The 18,811-nt window shown below is 69.6% G+C and carries 15 protein-coding genes and 4 pseudogenes; 11 read left to right on the top strand and 8 right to left on the bottom strand.

Going from position 1 to position 18,811, the window contains the following annotated elements:
* Positions 1-9: 9 nt before the first annotated feature.
* From BN971_RS09755 to BN971_RS09765, 3 genes are read right to left on the bottom strand one after another with little or no spacing between them, the layout of a single operon-like run.
* The gene (locus BN971_RS09755; RefSeq protein ID WP_085182973.1) at positions 10-444 is read right to left on the bottom strand and encodes a PPOX class F420-dependent oxidoreductase; all 435 of its coding nucleotides are present in this window, start codon (positions 442-444) and stop codon (positions 10-12) included.
* Positions 445-447: 3 nt separating this feature from the next.
* A complete protein-coding gene (locus BN971_RS09760; RefSeq protein ID WP_085182972.1) occupies positions 448-1,572 on the bottom strand; it encodes an acyl-CoA dehydrogenase family protein in 1,125 nt (374 codons plus the stop codon).
* A gap of 7 nt (positions 1,573-1,579) precedes the next feature.
* A complete protein-coding gene (locus tag BN971_RS09765; RefSeq protein ID WP_085182971.1) occupies positions 1,580-2,746 on the bottom strand; it encodes an acyl-CoA dehydrogenase family protein in 1,167 nt (388 codons plus the stop codon).
* 201 nt (positions 2,747-2,947) lie between these two features.
* On the opposite strand from BN971_RS09765, the gene BN971_RS09770 reads away from it, so the two are divergent.
* From BN971_RS09770 to holA, 4 genes and pseudogenes are all read left to right on the top strand, one after another.
* Positions 2,948-3,799, top strand: a complete 852-nt coding sequence (locus tag BN971_RS09770) for a ComEA family DNA-binding protein (protein WP_085182970.1) — start codon at positions 2,948-2,950, stop codon at positions 3,797-3,799.
* A gap of 6 nt (positions 3,800-3,805) precedes the next feature.
* Complete coding sequence (locus tag BN971_RS25690) at positions 3,806-4,081, top strand: hypothetical protein (RefSeq protein WP_249262720.1); 276 nt, start codon at positions 3,806-3,808, stop codon at positions 4,079-4,081.
* Positions 4,051-4,500: pseudogene (locus BN971_RS25695) on the top strand (ComEC/Rec2 family competence protein); the annotation flags it as partial. The gene BN971_RS25690 and the pseudogene BN971_RS25695, both read left to right, overlap by 31 nt.
* A gap of 12 nt (positions 4,501-4,512) precedes the next feature.
* Complete coding sequence (holA, locus tag BN971_RS09780; protein WP_085182969.1) at positions 4,513-5,490, top strand: DNA polymerase III subunit delta; 978 nt, start codon at positions 4,513-4,515, stop codon at positions 5,488-5,490.
* 12 nt (positions 5,491-5,502) lie between these two features.
* Here holA and rpsT read toward each other — a convergent pair whose 3' ends face one another.
* Positions 5,503-5,763 carry a 30S ribosomal protein S20 gene (gene rpsT, locus BN971_RS09785; protein WP_085182968.1) on the bottom strand — a complete coding sequence of 87 codons (261 nt, stop codon included), beginning with the start codon at positions 5,761-5,763 and terminating at the stop codon, positions 5,503-5,505.
* A gap of 141 nt (positions 5,764-5,904) precedes the next feature.
* Between rpsT and BN971_RS09790 the strand changes: the two genes are divergently transcribed.
* Together BN971_RS09790 and BN971_RS09795 are read left to right on the top strand one after the other, a co-directional pair.
* On the top strand, positions 5,905-8,424 hold the full coding sequence (locus BN971_RS09790) for a circularly permuted type 2 ATP-grasp protein (protein WP_090349954.1): 2,520 nt from the start codon (positions 5,905-5,907) through the stop codon (positions 8,422-8,424).
* Positions 8,424-9,260 (top strand): annotated as a pseudogene (locus BN971_RS09795) (transglutaminase family protein); the annotation flags it as partial. The gene BN971_RS09790 and the pseudogene BN971_RS09795, both read left to right, overlap by 1 nt.
* A 17-nt stretch (positions 9,261-9,277) precedes the next feature.
* Here the strand turns inward: BN971_RS09795 and BN971_RS09800 are convergent.
* A complete protein-coding gene (locus BN971_RS09800) occupies positions 9,278-10,120 on the bottom strand; it encodes a ribonuclease Z (RefSeq protein ID WP_085182964.1) in 843 nt (280 codons plus the stop codon).
* A gap of 192 nt (positions 10,121-10,312) precedes the next feature.
* Between BN971_RS09800 and BN971_RS09805 the strand changes: the two genes are divergently transcribed.
* Positions 10,313-10,741: a CBS domain-containing protein gene (locus tag BN971_RS09805; protein ID WP_085182963.1), complete on the top strand. Its 429-nt coding sequence runs from the start codon at positions 10,313-10,315 to the stop codon at positions 10,739-10,741.
* Here BN971_RS09805 and BN971_RS09810 read toward each other — a convergent pair whose 3' ends face one another.
* Positions 10,742-11,344, bottom strand: a complete 603-nt coding sequence (locus BN971_RS09810; RefSeq protein WP_211704190.1) for a type II toxin-antitoxin system PemK/MazF family toxin — start codon at positions 11,342-11,344, stop codon at positions 10,742-10,744. It abuts the gene before it with no gap.
* On the opposite strand from BN971_RS09810, the pseudogene lepA reads away from it, so the two are divergent.
* From lepA to BN971_RS09825, 3 genes and pseudogenes are all read left to right on the top strand, one after another.
* Positions 11,326-13,301: pseudogene (lepA, locus tag BN971_RS09815) on the top strand (translation elongation factor 4). The gene BN971_RS09810 and the pseudogene lepA sit on opposite strands and share 19 nt — an antisense overlap.
* Before the next feature lie 2 nt (positions 13,302-13,303).
* The gene (locus BN971_RS09820) at positions 13,304-14,062 is read left to right on the top strand and encodes a sensor domain-containing protein (protein ID WP_085182960.1); all 759 of its coding nucleotides are present in this window, start codon (positions 13,304-13,306) and stop codon (positions 14,060-14,062) included.
* A gap of 157 nt (positions 14,063-14,219) precedes the next feature.
* A complete protein-coding gene (locus tag BN971_RS09825; RefSeq protein WP_169718658.1) occupies positions 14,220-14,990 on the top strand; it encodes a sensor domain-containing protein in 771 nt (256 codons plus the stop codon).
* Positions 14,991-15,006: 16 nt separating this feature from the next.
* Here BN971_RS09825 and BN971_RS09830 read toward each other — a convergent pair.
* Both BN971_RS09830 and BN971_RS09835 read right to left on the bottom strand, forming a co-directional pair.
* A pseudogene (locus BN971_RS09830) lies at positions 15,007-16,917 on the bottom strand (glycoside hydrolase family 15 protein); the annotation flags it as partial.
* Positions 16,918-17,178: 261 nt separating this feature from the next.
* Positions 17,179-18,429, bottom strand: coding sequence for an FAD-dependent oxidoreductase (locus BN971_RS09835; protein ID WP_085182957.1), 1,251 nt, complete (start codon positions 18,427-18,429; stop codon positions 17,179-17,181).
* 55 nt (positions 18,430-18,484) lie between these two features.
* On the opposite strand from BN971_RS09835, the gene BN971_RS09840 reads away from it, so the two are divergent.
* The gene (locus BN971_RS09840; RefSeq protein ID WP_085182956.1) at positions 18,485-18,679 is read left to right on the top strand and encodes a hypothetical protein; all 195 of its coding nucleotides are present in this window, start codon (positions 18,485-18,487) and stop codon (positions 18,677-18,679) included.
* Positions 18,680-18,811: the final 132 nt, after the last annotated feature.

Here is an 18,811-nt window from a genome sequence, read left to right on the forward strand (position 1 = left end):
CCCGGCCGGTCAGTCGGCGAGGTCGAACGCCGAGACGACCTTGGTCGGCCGGACCCGCACAACGAGCTCGCCGGGCGCGGCGTTGCGCCGGCCGAACTCCTCGGCCCGGTCGGCGCCCATGTAGCGCCCACCGATCCGGGTCGCGATCTCGAGCAGGTCCTCGGCGTCCTCCTGCACGGACGCCGTCCCCTGCACCTGGACAAACGAGTAGGGCGGGTGCGGATCGTCGACGCAGATGACGACACGCGGATCCCTGGCCAGGGCACGGCCTTTCGCCGTCAAACGGCCGGTGTTGAACACCAGCTCGCCGCCGTCTCGCCCCGTCTCCACGATGAACCACACCGGCGCGACGAGGGGGCGCCCGTCGGCGGCGACGTAACCGAGCATTCCGGTGCGGGTGCCGGCCGACAGGAACTCGACGACCCGCTCCGACAGCCCGGCCATCGTCTACAGCCTGGCGAGGTCGTGGTCGCCGAGGCGCTCGCTAAGCAATCGCAGGTGTTCCTGGGTGGAACCCAGGGTGTGCTCGATCGCGGTGAGGCGGGCCATGTAATGGCCGACGGGATACTCCGCGGTCATGCCGATGCCGCCGTGCAGCTGAATGGCCTCCTGCCCGATATGCCGCCCGGACCGGCCGATCTGCAGCTTGGCCCGCGACGCGATCACCGGGTCGAAAATGCCGTCGGCGATCGACATCGCTGCGTAGAAGTTCATGCTGCGGGCCAATTCCAGCGACACGTACATGTCGGCGGCGCGCTGAGTCAACGCCTGGAACTTGTTGAGCGTGACGCCAAACTGCTTGCGGGTCTTCAGGTAATCGGTCGTCAGCCGCAGCGCCTCCTCCATCGCCCCGACCGCCTCCGAGCACATGGCCGACTGAATCCTGATGACGGCCTTGCGGATCGCCTCCGACGCGTCGACCGCGTCGCCGAGCGGCTCGGCGGGCGCCCGCTCGAAGTCGATCTGCGCGCCGCGCTGCCCGTCGAAGGTTCGATAGGGGTGCCGCGTGACGGCGGCGTCCGACGCGTCGACCAGGAACAAGCCCGTGCCGCCGTCGGGCAACGCCGCGCTGACCACCAGGGTCTGGGCGCAATCGCCGGCCAGCACCGGGTTCTTCCGGCCGCTCACCGCCCACGAATCACCCTGGGGCACCGCGGTTGTCGTGACGTCCGTCGTGATGTCCGCGCCCATCCGGCGGTTTCCCGGTTCGAGGTGGGCGAAGGCCAGGAGCCGTTGGCCGGCGGCGACCTCGTCGAGCATCGGCACCTGTTCCTCGTTGCCGAGTTCGGCGATCAGCGCGCCGGGCGCCAAGGCGCCGTGCATGATCGGCTCGGGCGCCAACCGGCGGCCGACCTCGGTGAGGACGACCATGATCTCGATCTGGCCGGCCTCTTCCGGCTCGAAACCCAGGCCGAGGATTCCGGTGTCGGCCAGCTGCGACCACACGTCGCGGTTCCAGCCCAGATCGGTGTCGAGGACCTTGTTGCGGCTTTCCGGGTCGTAGTTGCGCGCCAGCAGGTCGCGAGTGGTGTCGCGCAGCAGTGCCTGTTCTTCGGTCAGCTGAAAGTCCATGACTGCCTCACAATCCCAGAATGGTCGACGCGATGATGTTGCGCTGCACCTCGTTGCTGCCGCCGTAGATCGAGGTCTTGCGGTAGTTGAGGTAGTGCGGCGCGCTGCTTTGCGCCCACTCCGGTGACGCGATGTCGCCGACGTCCGGGCCGTCCACCGGCAGCGCGTCGGGCCCGGCCACCTCGACCAGCAGCTCGGTGGCGAGCTGCTGCAGTTGGCTCCCGCGCAGTTTGAGCACCGACGAGGCGGGGTTCGGTTTACCGCCCGCCGAACTCGACGTCACCCTCGACTGGGTCAGTTCCAGTGCCAGCACCTCGTTCTCGGCCTCGGCGAGGCGCGCGGCGAAGAGCGGGTCGTCCAGGAGCCCGGTCTCGGTGGCGTGCCGCTTTACCTCGGCCAGCCGCACCTTGGTCCGGCCCACCCCGGCGATGCCGGTGCGCTCGTTGCCCAGCAGGAACTTGGCGTACGTCCAGCCCTGGTTCTCTTCTCCGACAAGCTGATCCGCGGGGACGCGGACGTCTTCGAAGAACACCTCGTTGACCTCGACGCTGCCGTCGATCAGCCTGATCGGGCGCATGGTGATGCCCGGGGTGTCCAGGTCGATGAGCAGGAATGAGATGCCGGCTTGGCGCTTGGGCGCCTGTGGATCGGTGCGCACCAGGCAGAAGATCCAGTCGGCGTACTGGCCCAGCGTCGTCCACGTCTTCTGCCCGTTGACGACGTAGCTCTCGCCGTCGCGCACCGCGGTGGTGCGCAGCGAGGCGAGGTCGGAGCCGGCTTCGGGCTCGGAGAATCCCTGGCACCACCAGATGTCGATGTTGGCGGTCGGCGGCAGGAAGCGCTCCTTGATTTCCTGAGAGCCGAACTCGGCGATCACCGGGCCGACCATCTTGGTGTTGAAGTTCAGTGGCTCGGGCACGGAGGCCAACTGCATCTCGTCGGCCCAGAGCTGGTGCTGCACCGGTGTCCAGTCCTTGCCGCCCCACTCGACCGGCCAGTTCGGGACCGCCAGGCCGTGCTCGTGCAGGATCTTGTGGCTGGTGACGATGAGGTCCTTGGTCACCGGCGCGCCCTCGCGCATCGCGTCGCGCAGCTCCTGGGGGATCTTGGTCGTGTAGAACGTGCGAAGCTCGTCGCGGAATTCGGCTTCCTCCGGGCTGAGCGCCAGCTTCATCGCTGCCTCCTGTCGTCTCGGGTCGCACGTGATGACCCGCTTCTGCCTGGAGCGTCGCGCTCGGACGTCATGCGCGCTCCGGCTTCCATCTTGGCCCATCGCCCGGAGTGCTTGTGCACACCCCGGTGTTGATGCACAGGCCGGTCCTGCGACGGCGTCGGACGGCCCCGGTGTGGCGGTCGGCAAGCCTACCGTCGGCGCATGCGAACAGAACTTCCCGCCGAGCGACTGCACCGGCGGCTCGGCGCCGATCCCGACACCGAAACCGACGCGGCACGCGAGCAGGACGCACCGGACGAGGACCAGAACTCGCTGCTGCCCCGCTGGCTCCCGGGCGCCCCCGACGACCGGGGCTGGGTGGCCCGGGTGCGCGCCGACCCGGGCCGGGCCGGGGCGATCGCCCTGGCGATCGTGGCCGCCCTGGCCGTGCTCATCACGGTGTTCACCCTGTTACGCGAGCGACCGGCGCCGGTGGTGTCGGCCAAGCTGCCGCCGGTGGAGCGGGCGTCGACGGCTTCGCCGAGGTCGTCGGCCCATCCGGGTCCCGGACAGCCGGGCGCGCCCGAGCGGCCGGTGGTGGTCAGCGTCGTGGGCCTGGTGCACACGCCCGGGCTGGTCACCCTGGCCCCCGGCGCGCGGATCGCCGATGCGCTACAGGCCGCCGGCGGACCGGTCGACGGCGCGGACACCATCGGGCTGAACATGGCCCGCCCGCTCGGCGACGGCGAGCAGATCGTGGTGGGGCTCGCGCCCGCCCCGGGCCGGCCGGCGGCGCTCGGGAGTTCGGTCGCCCCGGGCTCGGCGCCGCCGTCGAAGGCACCCGCGCCCGCACCCGGTTCGAGCGCGGCGCCCAAGGCCGGTGGTGCCCTCGACCTCAACACCGCGACCGTGGAGCAGCTGGACTCCCTGCCCGGGGTCGGGCCCGTCACCGCCGCGGCGATCGTGGCGTGGCGGCAGGCCAACGGCAGGTTCACCAGCGTCGACCAGCTGGGCGACGTCGACGGCATCGGCCCGGCCCGGCTGGACAAGCTGCGCCCGCTGGTCCGTGTCTGAGCCCGGGTGCACCAACCCGGCTGCGCCGACGCGGCATCGGCGCCGGTGGACGTGCGCCTGGTGCCGGCCGCGCTCACCTGCTGGGCGGTGACGGCGGCGGGAATTCGGTGGCCGGTCGGGCGGGTGCTGGCGTTGTGCTGCGTCGGGCTCGCCGCCGGTGCCGGTTTGCTCGCCTGGCGCGCGGCGCACGACGCCATGCGCGTGTACCCCGATCTCGATGTCTCGCTGGTGCCCTCGCCGCGCTGGTCGGCATCGCGGTGGCCTGCGCCGCGCACGTGGTGACCGCTCCGCTGGTGGCCGGCATATCCGGCCGGGTGAGCCTCGTCGCGGTGGGCGCCAACCTCGCGGTCGCGCCGGTGATCGCACCGATCACCGTGCTGGGCAGCGCGGCGGCCGGGCTCTGCCTGCTCTGGCCGGCCTGCGCGCAATTGCTGATCCGATTCACCGGGCCGGAGCTGTGGTGGGTGTTGCGTGTGGCGCGGTCGGCCGCCGGCGTGCCCGCGGCGACGGTGCCGGTCCCGGCCGGGGTGGGCGGCGTGGTGGTGGTGGCGGCGGTCGCGGGGGGCGTCGTCCTGCTGTGGCGGTGGCGCTGGTTTCGCGCCGCGGTCACGCCCGTGCTGGCGGTGCTCGGCATGTGCGCCTTGGCGTGGACGATCGCCGAGCGGTTCGGTACGTCGCGCGGGGCCGTCGGCCCCTCGTGACACCATCGTGGGGTGAGCGAGGATTCGCCGTTACACCTCGTCCTGGGTGACGAGGAACTGCTGGTCGAGCGCGCCGTGGCCGACGTGTTGCGCGCCGCGCGCAAGCGCGCCGGTTCCACCAACGACGCCGACGTCCCGATCAACCGGATGCGGGCCGGCGACGTCGACACCTACGAGCTCGCCGAGCTGCTGAGCCCGTCGCTGTTCGCCGACGAGCGCATCGTCGTGCTCGAAGCGGCCGCGGAGGCGGGCAAGGAGGCCGCCGCGATGATCGCGTCGGCCGCCGCCGACCTGCCGCCGGGCACGGTGCTGGTCGTGGTCCACTCGGGCGGCGGGCGGGCCAAGGCGCTGGCCACCCAGCTGCAGTCGCTGGGCGCCGTCGTCCATCCGTGCGCGAAGATCGCCAAGCTGAGCGAACGCATCGACTTCATCCGCAAGGAGTTCCGCGCCGCCGGCGCCAGGGTCGACGAGGATACGGTGACGGCTCTGCTCGACGCCGTCGGCTCCGACGTGCGCGAGCTGGCCTCCGCGTGCTCGCAATTGGTCGCCGACACCGCCGGTGCGGTCGACGCCGCGGCGGTGCGCCGCTATCACAGCGGCCGAGCGGAGGTGAAAGGCTTCGACATCGCCGACAAGGCCGTGGCCGGCGACATCGAGGGCGCGGCGGAGGCGCTGAGGTGGGCGATGATGCGGGGCGAGCCGCTGGTGGTGTTGGCCGACGCGCTGGCCGAGGCGATCCACACCATAGGAAGGGTCGCACCGCTGTCGGGCGACCCCTACCGGCTGGCGGCGCAGCTGGGCATGCCGCCCTGGCGGGTGCAAAAGGCGCAGAAACAGGCGCGCCGCTGGTCACGCGATTCGGTCGCGACCGCGATGAAAGTGGTCGCAACGCTGAACGCGAACGTCAAGGGTGCGGTGGCGGATGCCGACTACGCCATGGAATCGGCGGTCAGGCAGGTCGCGGAACTGGCCGCTCATCGGGGCCGATAGCCCCGGCGGGCCTCAGATCTTGTTGAGGGCGCGTGCCAGCGCCGACTTCTTGTTGGCCGCCTGGTTCTTGTGGATGACGCCCTTGCTGGCCGCCTTGTCCAGCTTGCGGTTGGTCGCCACCAGCAATTCCGCGGCCTTGTCCTTCTCGCCGGCGTGAGCGGCCTCGCGGAACGCGCGGACCGAGGCGCGCAGCGAGGACTTGACCGACTTGTTGCGCAGGCGGGCGCGCTCATTGGTGCGAATGCGCTTCTGCTGCGACTTGATGTTGGCCACGCGCGGAGTTCCTTCTTCGGCTCGATTGGTTGCTTGGGTGCCCAGTGGCGGCGACTGCCCAGGTTATCAGTGAGTTACGTTTTCTCCCAAAATGGCGACCTTCAGCCTGCCGCAACATCAAGTTGGGGCAGCATCTGACACGTGAGCGTTACCAACCAGCTCGAGGGCACCCTGCCGGGGCCGCGCGCCCCCCGACCGGAGCGCATTTTCGGCGGCTACAACACGTCGGGCTCCTACGCCGACGTCTATTCGGCGGCCTTCGACGAGATGTTCGACGGCCAGGGCAACGTGCGCGGACCGTACAAGGGCATCTACGCCGAGCTGGCGCCCTCGGACGCCTCGGACCTCAAGGCCCGCGCCGAGGCGCTGGCCCGCGCGTTCATCGACCAGGGGATCACGTTCTCGCTGTCAGGCCAGGAGCGGCCGTTCCCGCTCGACCTGGTCCCGCGCGTGATCTCCGGCGCCGAATGGAGCCGGCTCGAGCGCGGCATCATCCAGCGGGTCAAAGCCCTCGAGATGTACCTCGACGACATCTACGGCGACCAGGAGATCCTCAACGACGGCGTCATTCCCCGCCGGCTGATCACGTCGTGCGAGCACTTCCACCGCCAGGCCGTCGGGATCGTGCCGCCCAACGGCGTGCGCATCCACGTCGCCGGCATCGACCTGATCCGCGACGAGAAGGGGAACTTCCGCGTCCTGGAGGACAACCTGCGCTCGCCGTCGGGGGTGTCCTACGTCATGGAAAACCGGCGCACCATGGCGCGGGTCTTTCCGAACCTGTTCGCCACCCACCGGGTGCGGGCGGTCGACGACTACTCGTCGCACCTGCTGCGGGCGCTGCGCAACTCCGCGGCCACCAACGAGGCCGACCCGACCGTGGTGGTCCTGACCCCGGGGGTCTACAACTCGGCGTACTTCGAGCATTCGCTGCTCGCCCGCCAGATGGGCGTCGAACTCGTCGAGGGGCGCGACATGTTCTGCCGCGACAACCAGGTCTACATGCGCACCACCGAGGGCGAACGTCAGGTCGACGTCATCTACCGCCGCATCGACGACACGTTCCTGGATCCGCTGCAGTTCCGCGCCGATTCCGTGCTGGGCGTGGCCGGGCTGGTCAACGCGGCCCGCGCCGGCAACGTCGTGATCTCCAGCGCCATCGGCAACGGCGTCGGCGACGACAAGCTGGTCTACACCTACGTGCCGACCATGATCGAGTACTACCTCGGCGAGAAGCCGCTGCTGGCCAACGTGGAGACCTACCGGTGCTGGCTCGACGACGAACGCGAAGAGGTGCTGGACCGCATCGACGAACTGGTCCTCAAGCCCGTCGAGGGGTCCGGCGGCTACGGCATCGTGTTCGGCCCGGACGCCTCGGCCAAGGAGCTGGCCGCGGTCGCCAAGAAGATCCGCGACGACCCGCGCAGCTGGATCGCCCAGCCGATGATGGAGCTTTCGACCGTGCCGACGCGGGTGGGCAGCAGGCTGGCGCCGCGCTACGTGGACCTGCGGCCGTTCGCGGTCAACGACGGCGACGAGGTCTGGGTTTTGCCGGGCGGGCTCACCCGGGTGGCGCTGGTCGAGGGTTCGCGAGTGGTCAACTCCAGCCAGGGCGGCGGCTCGAAGGACACCTGGGTGCTGGCGCCGCGCGCGTCGGCCGCCAGAACAGAAGGCGGATCGCTGATGCTCGCCCGTAACGCCGAGGCGCTGTACTGGATCGGCCGCTACGTCGAGCGGGCCGACGACACCGCGCGGATCCTGGACGTCGCGCTGCACCAACTGCTCGAGGATTCCAGCGTCGACCCCGACCACGCGTCGCGGCTGTTGCTGCGGGTGCTCGGCATCGAGCCCCCCGACCACGACCTCGACGTCTGGTCGGTGACCGACCTCGTGGCCTACAGCACCAACAGCCAGGGCGGTTGCTCCATCGTCGACGCGATCACCGCGGCCAGGGAGAACGCCAAATCCGCGCGGGAGGTGACCTCCAGCGAGATCTGGGAATGCCTCAACACCACCTACCACGCGTTGCCCGAACGTGAACGCGCAGCCAAACGCCTTGGCCCGCATGAGTTTTTGTCGTTCGTCGAGGGCCGGGCGGCGATGTTCGCCGGGCTGGCCGACTCCACGCTCTCCCGGGACGACGGTTACCGATTCATGTTGCTGGGCCGCGCGATCGAGCGGGTGGACATGACGGTGCGCCTGCTGCTGTCGCGGGTCGGCGACAGCGCGTCCTCCCCGGCGTGGGTGACGCTGCTGCGTTCGGCCGGTGCGCACGACACCTACCTGCGGACGTACCGGGGCGTGCTGGACGCGGGGCGGGTGGTCGAGTTCATGATGTTGGACCGGCTTTTTCCGCGGTCGGTGTTCTACTCGCTGAGGTTGGCCGAACACAACCTCGACGAGCTGCTGCACAGCCCCCAGAGCCGGATCGGGGCGACAGCCGAGGCGCAGCGGCTGCTGGGCCGGGCCCGCAGCGAGCTAGAGTTCGTCGAGCCCGGCGTGCTGCTGGAGTCGTTGGAGACCCGATTGGCCGACCTGCAGCAGACGTGCCGGCGGGTCGGAGAAGCGTTGTCGCTGCAGTACTTTCACGTCACGCCCTGGGTGGCCTGGTCGGATGCCGGTCAGCGCGGCGCGCTGGTCACCCGGCAGGGGGACAACTGATGTGGCGGCTGCGGGTCGTGCACTCCACCGGGTACGCCTACCAGTCGCCGGTGACCGCCTCCTACAACGAGGCCCGGCTGACCCCGCGGTCGAACACCCGGCAGAACGTGGTCCTCAACCGTGTCGAGACCATTCCGGCAACCCGCTCCTACCGCTACATCGACTACTGGGGCACCGCCGTCACCGCGTTCGACCTGCACGCGCCGCACACGGACCTGACGGTGACGTCGTCGTCGGTGGTGGAGACCGAGCGGCCCGAGCCGGCCGTGACCGACGCCGGCTGGGACGACCTCGGGTCCGAGGCCGTCATCGATCGCTTCGACGAACTGCTGCGCCCCACCGAGCACACCCCGGCGAACAAGCAGGTCGCTGCCGTCGGCAAGAGGATCGCCCGGACGCACCGGCCCGCCGAACCCGTCGTCGCCGCGGCCGACTGGGTGCGCGGCGAATTGGACTACCTGCCGGGCACCACCAGCGTGCACTCCTCTGGGCTGGACGCGCTGAACGAGGGCAAGGGCGTCTGCCAGGATTTCGTCCACCTTTCACTGATGTTGTTGCGCAGCATGGGAATCCCGGCGCGTTACGTGTCGGGCTATTTCCACCCCAAGCGTGACGCCGTCGTCGGGGACACCGTCGACGGGCGCAGCCACGCGTGGATCGAGGTGTGGACCGGTGGCTGGTGGGACTACGACCCGACCAACAACACCGAGATCACCGAGCAGTACGTCGGCGTGGGCGCCGGGCGCGACTACACCGACGTGTCGCCGCTGAAAGGGATCTACTCCGGGCAGGGCGCGACCGACCTCGAGGTGGTCGTGGAAGTCCCCCGGCTGGCTTGCCCCGCCGGCACCGGTCAGGCCCGCGGCTGGACCTCGACCCGGTGCAGGTCGTCGCCGAGCTCGATGCGACCGCCGAACTCGGAGGCGGCCAGCGCCCGCCACTGGTCCTCCTGGCCGAGCACCGGCGCCGGCACGTAGTGCGTCATGACCAGGGTGCCGACGCCCGCGCGGGCCGCGGTCGCCGCGGCCTCCTGCACCGACGAGTGGTAGTCGCAGATGTCCTGGAGCCGCTGCTGCGGGATGTTGGCGACGATGTCCTTGCGGATCACGGTGTGCACCAACGCATCTGCCCCGCGAGCGAGTTCGTCCAGGGTGGCGCAGGGCACCGTGTCGCCGGCCAGCACCACCGACGCCGACCCGGACTCGATGCGAAAACCGATGGTGGGCGCGACCGGCCGGTGATCGGTGGGCGCGACCCGGATCGTGACGCCGTCGCGGTCCCACACCGGTCCGTCGGTGCATTCGTGCACCTCGACGGCCGGCGGTTCATTGATGTCCGCGTGATGGGCGATCCGGTAGCCGATGTCGTGGCGGAACGCCTTCAGGGTCGCCTCGACGGTTTCCGCGGTGCCCGGCGGCCCGATGATCGGCAGGGGCGTGGGATCGGGCGCGAAGGTGCTGATCCACCGTGTGATGAGCAGGTCGCCGAGATCGCCGATGTGGTCGCTGTGTAGGTGGGTCAGCAGCAGCGCGGACAAGCCGGCGGCGCCCACGCCGACCGCGGCCGCGCGCTGCAGCACCCCCCGCCCGCAGTCGATGAGGAACGTCTGCCCGCCCGCCCGCACGAGGGTCGACGGTCCGGCCCGGTTGGGGTCGGGGACCGGACTGCCGGTGCCCAGCAGCGTGATCTCGATCATGGGTTCATCCTTGCAGCCGGCCCCGCGTGTGGCGGGCCATCCGCCGGATCGGCCGGGCGTGTCTCGGCCGGCGGGAAGTTGCGGTGAGAACAGATGATGAGGACACGAAGGGTCGCCTGTTCCGGCGTTGCCTTTCCCGCGGCGCGAGTTAGCCGTAGCCTGGTGTGAAGCGGATCACAACGGAGGCATTTGATGCGGATTGCGGACGTCTTGCGGAACAAGGGCGCGGCGGTGGTCACCATCAACCCCGACGCGACGGTCCGGGAGCTGCTCGCCGGACTCGCCGAGCAGAACATCGGCGCCATGGTGGTGATGGGCGCCGAGGGGGTCGTCGGCATCGTCTCCGAGCGCGACGTCGTGCGTCAGCTGCACACCCACGGCGCCAGCGTGTTGTCGCGGCCGGTGTCGAAGATCATGACCACCGAGCTCGCCACCTGCACGAAGTCGGACACCGTCGACACCATCAGCGTGCTGATGACCAAGAACCGGGTGCGCCACGTGCCGGTGCTCGACGGGGAGCAGCTGATCGGCATCGTCAGCATCGGTGACGTCGTGAAGACACGGATGGAAGAACTCGAGGCCGAGCAGCGGCAGCTGCACTCCTACATCACGCAGGGCTAGCTAGCGCCAGGCGTACTCGGCGCGCAGCCGGGCGGCCACGACGTCGAAGAGTTCGCGCTCCAGGATCGCGCCCTCGCGTCGGATGCCCTCCTCGGGCACGTCGAGCACGCGGTCGAGCCGCACCCAGCTTTCGCGGCCCTCGTAATCCCAGTCGCCGGAGCCGATGCCGACCCAGTTCCGGTCGGCGGCGTGGCGCTCCTGGCTGGACACCATCAGCCCGAGCAGGACGCTGCGCTCGCGGCCCACCACGAGCACGGGGCGGTCCTTGCCGCGGGTGGGATCGTCCTCGTAGACCACCCACGTCCACACGATCTCCCCGGGATCGGCGCGGCCGTCGAGGTCGGGCGCGTAGACGACCTTGCGGGCTCGGTGCGCGGTGGGAAAGCTCACGCTGGTCACCGGCCGGCCCGCGGTGACGGCGGCCGGCGGTTGCGGAGCGGCCGCGGCGATGACGTTCGCGGTGATCTTGACGGCTTGCTGAAGCTCGCGCAGGACCGTCTGTGAGGTCTCCAGGTGCCGGGCCAGCCGCGGAGCCCCGGTGCCCACCAGATTCCCCGCCAACCGCCGCAACGTCTTCCACTGCGATCTCCGGCCGGGCGCCATATTCGCAGCATAGACGCGAGCGGCGGGGGGCGGTTGCGTCCAAGTAGGCCTCCGGACCGCCGCCTGGATACCCTGGACACGCGCGCCCCGCGCACGAGACCAGGAGATTCCCATCAGCAGTTTCGCCGACAAGACCTTCACCGCGCCGGCCCAGATTCGGAATTTCTGCATCATCGCCCACATCGATCACGGGAAATCCACGCTGGCCGACCGGATGCTTCAGCTCACCGGCGTCGTCGACGAGCGGTCCATGCGCGCCCAGTACCTGGACCGCATGGACATCGAACGCGAGCGCGGCATCACGATCAAGGCGCAGAACGTGCGGCTGCCGTGGCAGGTATCGGGCGAGGATTTCGTCCTGCACCTGATCGACACGCCGGGCCACGTGGACTTCACCTATGAGGTGTCGCGCGCCCTGGAGGCCTGCGAGGGCGCGGTGTTGCTGGTCGACGCCGCCCAGGGCATCGAAGCCCAGACCCTGGCCAACCTCTACCTGGCACTCGACCGCGACCTGACGATCATCCCGGTGCTCAACAAGATCGACCTGCCGGCCGCCGACCCCGACCGCTACGCCGGCGAGATCGCCCACATCATCGGCTGCGAGCCCGACGACGTGCTGCGGGTCTCCGGCAAGACGGGCGAGGGTGTGGCCCGGCTGCTCGACGAGGTGGTCCGCCAGGTGCCGCCCCCGCAGGGCAACGCCGACGCGCCGCTGCGCGCGATGATCTTCGACTCCGTCTACGACATCTACCGCGGGGTGGTCACCTACGTCCGCGTGGTCGACGGCCGGATCAGCCCGCGCGAGCGCATCGCGATGATGTCCACCGGCGCCACCCACGAGCTGCTCGAGGTCGGCATCGTCTCGCCCGAACCCAAGCCCAGCGACGGCCTTGGCGTGGGTGAGGTGGGCTACCTGATCACCGGCGTGAAGGATGTCCGCCAATCCAAGGTCGGGGACACGGTGACGACGGCCCGCCACGGCGCCACCGAAGCGCTGACCGGCTACCGCGAGCCCAGGCCGATGGTGTACTCGGGCCTGTACCCCGTGGACGGCTCGGACTACCCCGACCTGCGCGACGCGCTGGACAAGCTGCAGCTCAACGACGCGGCGCTGACCTACGAGCCGGAAACCTCGGTGGCGCTGGGCTTCGGTTTCCGGTGCGGATTCCTGGGCCTGCTGCACATGGAGATCACCCGCGAGCGCCTGGAGCGCGAGTTCGACCTGGACCTCATCTCGACGTCCCCCAACGTCGTCTACCGCGTGATCAAGGAGGACGGCAGCGAGATCGTCGTGACGAATCCGTCGGACTGGCCGGAGGGCAAGATCGGCACGGTCTACGAGCCGGTGGTGAAGACCACGATCATCGCGCCGAGCGAATTCATCGGCACCATCATGGAGTTGTGCCAGTCGCGGCGCGGCGAACTCGGCGGGATGGATTACCTGTCACCCGAACGCGTGGAGCTGCGCTACACGATGCCGTTGGGGGAGATCATCTTCGACTTCTTCGACTCGCTGAAGTCGCGCACCCGCGGTTACGCCAGCCTCGACTACGAGGAGGCAGGCGAGCAGGAGGCCCAGCTGGTCAAGGTCGACATCCTGCTGCAGGGCGAGGCGGTCGACGCGTTCAGCGCCATCGTGCACAAGGATTCGGCGTTCGCCTACGGCAACAAGATGACCACCAAGCTCAAGGAGCTGATCCCGCGTCAGCAGTTCGAGGTGCCGGTGCAGGCGGCCATCGGCTCGAAAATCATTGCGCGCGAGAACATCCGCGCGATCCGCAAGGACGTGCTTTCCAAGTGCTACGGCGGCGACATCACCCGCAAACGCAAACTCCTGGAAAAGCAGAAGGAAGGCAAGAAGCGGATGAAAACCATTGGCCGCGTGGATGTCCCACAGGAGGCGTTCGTCGCCGCGCTGTCGACCGACGCCGCCGGGGACAAAGGAAACAAGAAATAGCCATGCGGACAGCCGGTTTGGTGGCGGCGCTGACGGCGGCCGCGGCGGTGGCCGCGGGCTGTGGGGGAGTGGTCGAGGGCACCGCCAAGCCGGCGCCGAACCTCAAACCCCGGCCACTGGCCGGCCAGACCGTCGGGCAGGTGCTTCTCGACGGCTCCGCGCTGTCGCGGATGCTCAACCAGCCGTTCGTCATGCGGAGGCCGCCCGTGTTCGGCGGTCCCGACCAACTCTTGCAGCGCGGCGACGCGACGCCTCCGCCGAATTGCCTGGGCGTGACGTCGATGCTGCAGAAAAGCGTCTACGGCTCCGCCGACATCAAAGATGTCGGCGCGGAGTCGTGGTGGAACAACGGGGACCCGGCGCAGGTGATCAGCGTCATGGAAGGGGTGGTTTCCCTGCCCTCGACCGCGCAGGCCGAGGCGCTGTTCGGGCAATTTTCGCAGCAGTGGCAGCAGTGCACGGGCGTGACGACGACGGAACAATCGGGGCCGATCAGCACCACGAACGTCATCAGCGACGTCCGCGTCACCGATTCGATCGTCGCCGCGACGAATACCGCGACGTCCGTGCTGCCCAACATGCCGGCGCTGCGGCCCACCCCGCAGGCGCGGGCGGTGGGTGTGCGATCGAACTGCATCGTCGAAGTCGACGTTGTCTTCTTCGGGGAGCGACGGCCGTCCGATCCCGGATCGGGCACCGTGGACGGCAGCGCGATCGACATCGCGCGGGCGATGATGGACAGGGTCAGCGCCCTGGGCTGACACGCCCGTGACCTGCGGCCTTTCGGTTGGTGTGCGGCGTTACCTCACCGGTGAAGTAAACTCTCGGTGAACAAAAGGTAGCGAGGAGCTGACCGAGATGGCTCGTTCTCGACGTTCGGCACGACGCGCGGGGCGTCGGGCGGCTGATCGGCGGGCCATGGCGGCAAGCGTTTTCGGCCGCCTGGGCGGTCTTTCGGTGACCATGCTCGCGATCATGACGCTGGTGTCGGCCTGCGCCGTGTCCGTCGGCGGCACCGCGCGGCCGGCGCCGGGTCTCCGACCACGACCGCTGGCGGGACCCTCCGTCGAGGCGGTGCTGCTGGACCGCACCGTGCTGTCACGAATCCTCAAGCAGCCCATGATTATTGATCACCGCTTCCCGCAGCGGTCCGGGGGACCGGAAGCGCTGCAGGCCGGCGCGTCGGCCACATCCCCGGAGTGCCTCGGCGTCGTCGGGATGCTGGACCGCACCGTCTATCGGTCCGGCCGCGTCCAAGGCGTCGCGGTCGAGGGATGGCGGCACGCGAGCATGTCCGCCGCGGTCACCGAGGTGAGGGAGGGCGTGGTCAGCCTGCCCACGGCCGCAGACGCCGACGCGCTGTTCGCGGAGTTCACCGGGCAGTGGCAGCACTGCGACGGCAAGACGCAGCCATTGTCCGACAGCGTGTTCCGGATCAACGCGACGATCGGTAAGGTCCACATCGCCGGCCCCGTGCTGGATGCGACCGTCCGGTTCGCGCTGGCGTCATCCGCCGCGGATGGGCAGTTCGTCCCGGCCGTCCGGGTGATCGGCGTGAGCCGCAACTGCCTGGTCGAGGTCGAGGTCGACTTCTTCGGCATGTCGTCGCCGCAGGGGCGGATCGCGATCGACAACAGCGCGCAGGACATCGCGCACGCGATGATGGACAGGATCAGCGCCCTGAACTGACGCCGCGCCGGTCCGGCTACATGGGCGCGTTGGCGGGTTGGAACATCCCCGAGCCGTCGGCTTCCTCCTCGGCGCGGATCACGTGCACCACCGCGTTGATCAGGGCCAGGTGGGTGAACGCCTGCGGGAAGTTGCCCAGCTGCCGGCCGGTTCGCGGCTCGATCTCCTCGGCGTAGAGGTGCAGGGGGCTGGCGTAGGACAACAGCCGCTCACAGAGCCGCTTGGCCCGCGCCACCTCGCCGATCTCGACCAGCGCCGACACCAGCCAGAAGGAGCAGATCGTGAAGGTGCCTTCCTCCCCGGACAACCCGTCGTCGGTTTCCTCGACGCGGTAGCGCAGCACCAGGCCGTCCTGGGTGAGCTCGTCGGCGATTGCCAGCACCGTGTTGCGGACCCGCGGGTCGTCCGACGGCAGGAACCTCGTCAGCACCACCAGCAGCAGCGAGGCGTCCAGCGCGTCGCTGCCGTAGCGCTGCGTGAACACGCCCCGCGAGTCCACACCGCGGGTCAGGATGTCGGTCTTGATCTCCTCGGCGATGGCCCGCCACTGCTGGGCGTAACTCTTCTCGCCCTGCCGCTCGGCCAGCTTGGCCCCGCGGTCCAGCGCCACCCAGCACATCACCTTCGACGAGGTGAAGTGCTGCGGCTCGCCGCGGACCTCCCAGATGCCCCGGTCGGGCTCGCGCCAGTGCTTGATCGCCTCTTCCACCTGCTTCTTCAGCACGGGCCACAGGCTCTCCGGGATCTGCTCCCGCGACTTGCAGTGCAGGTAGAACGAGTCGAGGATCGAGCCCCAGATGTCGTGCTGGTCCTGGTTGTAGGCCCCGTTGCCGATCCGCACCGGGCGGGCGTAGTCGTAACCGGACAGGTGGTGCAGCTCCTCCTCGACCAGGCTGCGCTCGCCCCCGACGCCGTACATCACCTGCAGCGGGTGGCGTTCGTTGTTGTTCGCACCGGAGACGTCGGCGATGAACGCAAAGAAGTCGTCGGCCTCGCGGTCCAGCCCCAGCGTGTACAGGCCCCACAGCGCGAACGTGGAGTCGCGGACCCACGCGTAGCGGTAGTCCCAGTTGCGTTCCCCCCGGGGGGTCTCCGGCAGCGACGTGGTCGCGGCCGCCAGCAGTGCGCCGGTGGGCGAGTACGTCAGCCCCTTCAGCGTCAGCGCGCTGCGCTGCAGGTAGGCCCGCCACGGGTGGTCGGGGAAGTTGCCGATGTTGATCCACTGCCGCCAGCACTCGGTGGTCTGCCACATCTTGTCGGCGGCCTCTTCGTAGGTCTGCGGCGCCGGGTGCTTGGTCCAGCTAAGCGCGACGAACACGTCGTCGCCCTCTTTCATCCGCGTGCGCGCCCGCGCCTCGCGGCCCTCGAGCCCGATCCGCAGGTTGGTGGTCAGGCGCAGCGTCGGGTGCGCGTCGGGGTTCTTGGAGGCCCGGGCGATGGCCTCGCCGTAGGCGTTCGCCGAGTATTCCCACGTGGACCCGACCCGGTGGTAGTCGAAGGCCGGCTCGCAGCTCATCATCAGCTCGACGGTGCCGCTGACGCAGCGCACCGTGCGCAGCAGGATGTGCTCGGCGTCCCAGTCCATCGGGGTGCGGCGATGGGTCCGTGACCGGCGCTCGACGTCGTGCCACGGCCCCATCACCAGCGCGTCGCGCACGATCAGCCAGCCGGTGTGGGTCTGCCAGGTGGTTTCCATGATGAGGCTGCCGGGCAGGTAGCGGCGGGCGGAGGGGACGGAGACGCCGTAGGGCCCGAGGCGGAAGTGGCCGGCGCTGCGGTCGAGGATCGAGCCGAACACGCTGGGGGAGTCGGGGCGGGGGACGCACATCCATTCCACCGAGCCGGCCGGTGAGATCAGGCAGGTGGTCTCCCAGTCGGACAGGAACGCGTAGTCCGCGATGGGCGGGAAGGGGTTGCGCAACGATCCGGTGGACGCGAAGGGCGCCGGGGCGCTGAAGTCGATGGGTGCCAGGACCGCCTCGGGAACCTCGGAAGCCGTTATCGACGATTCCTCGGTTGCGCCGTTGGCGGGTTGGTCGGCTTGTTCGGCGTGCAGCACCATCCCGACATCATCGACTGTCGACCTGCCCCTCGTCCATGCTTTCGCCCGGCGGCGCGCCGTGTGGCGACCGCCGGCGCGGCGGAGTCGGGCTTCGGAGCGCCCCCAACGGGCAACGGGTGTCGCGGGTCACCCGGGGCGTCTGGCATACCCGGGCGCGTGCTCGGGAAGCGGGCCGATGGCGACCAGGTAGCCGGCGAATCGGCGCAGTGCCGGCGTGCGGGCCACCAGCCGCACCGCCGATGGCGCGCTTGGCAGCTCGCTTCCGGTGATCGTGGCCGCGATCACGTTGGCGTGGATCGTGCGTTGCACGGCCTGCAGGAGCACCGTCGGAAGCCAGCGGCGTATCTGCACCCTGGCCAGCTGCCGGGTGGACACCCGGCCCGAGCGCAAGGGGCCCGCGAGTATGCGGGCGGCGGCCACCGCGTCGGCGACCGCCAGATTGATGCCGACGCCGGCGACGGGCGACATCGCGTGCGCCGCGTCGCCGATGAACAGCACCCCGTCGGAATACCAGCGGCGCAGCCGATTGAGTTGCACGTCAAGCAGTTTCACGTCGTCGAACGAGGCGAGCTGGTCGACGCGATCGCCGAGCCACGGGACCATACCGGTCAGCGCCCGGTGCAGCGCCCCGATCCCTTCGGTCCGCAGCCGGGCGTCGGAGCCCTTGGGGATGATGTAAGCGATCTGGTAGTAGTCGCCGCGGTCGATCGTGATGATCGCGTGCCCGGCGCGCAGCACCCCGGCCAGCCCGGTGGGGTCGTCGGGCCGGCGGGGCAACCGGAACCACCAGACGTCCATCGGGGCGCCGAAGCTGCGAAGCCGCAGGCGCGTTGTGGAAATGAGGGCCGAGCGCACCGTCGACGAGCGGCCGTCGCAGGCCACCGTCAACGCGGCCCGCATCCGCTTGGTCTCGCCCGTCTCGTCGCGGTAGGTGACCCCGGCGACGCGGTCGCCTTCCCGAATCACCCCGACGACCTCGGTGCTGCGCATGAGCCGGAATGTCGGCTCGGCCTTGGCGGCGTCGGCCAGCATCTCGAGGAAGTCCCACTGTGGGACCAGGGCGATGTGCTGGTGGTTTCCCGGGAGGCGACTCAGGTCGACGCCCACCGGCGCGTCCTGTATCTGCATGCGGATCGTGCTGATCAGGCGGTGCGGGAGATCGGCGAAGCGGGCTCCGAGGCCCAGCTCGTCGAGCAGCCGCAGCGTGCTGGCGTGCACGGTGTCGCCGCGGAAGTCACGCAGGAAGTCGGCGTGCTTTTCCATCACCGTGACTTTTACCCCGGCGCGGGCGAGCAGCAGGCCGAGCATGACTCCGGCCGGTCCGCCGCCGACGATCAGGCATGTGGTCGCCTCAGGTGCGGAACTGCCCGGGGACATGGGCTGATCCTGGCACAATTTGTTTCGCGCGCCGGTGCGAATAGGCTCAATCGCAATGGACGGGCTGCTGAACTGGTGGGACGGCAACGAGCTGTGGCTCTCCGGGCTCGCCTTCATCCTGCAGGCCATGGTCGTGATGCCCGTGGTGCTGGGGGTGGCCTACGTCGCGGCGGTGGTATTGGACCGCTTGCTGGGCAAGAGCATCGCCTTGATGCGCCGCGTCCGCCACGCCGACGGGACGCCCGGGTAACGCGATGCCCCGATCACACGTGACGCTGGTTCTCGTCACGCTCGTGGTGTTGGTGATCGTCACGTGGTGGCTAACGCACTAGCGCGCTTGCGATCGCCGCTGGGCTCAATGGCGGCGACCCGTCCCCCGCAA

Source organism: Mycobacterium bohemicum DSM 44277 (genome assembly GCF_001053185.1).
GTDB lineage: Bacteria > Actinomycetota > Actinomycetes > Mycobacteriales > Mycobacteriaceae > Mycobacterium > Mycobacterium bohemicum.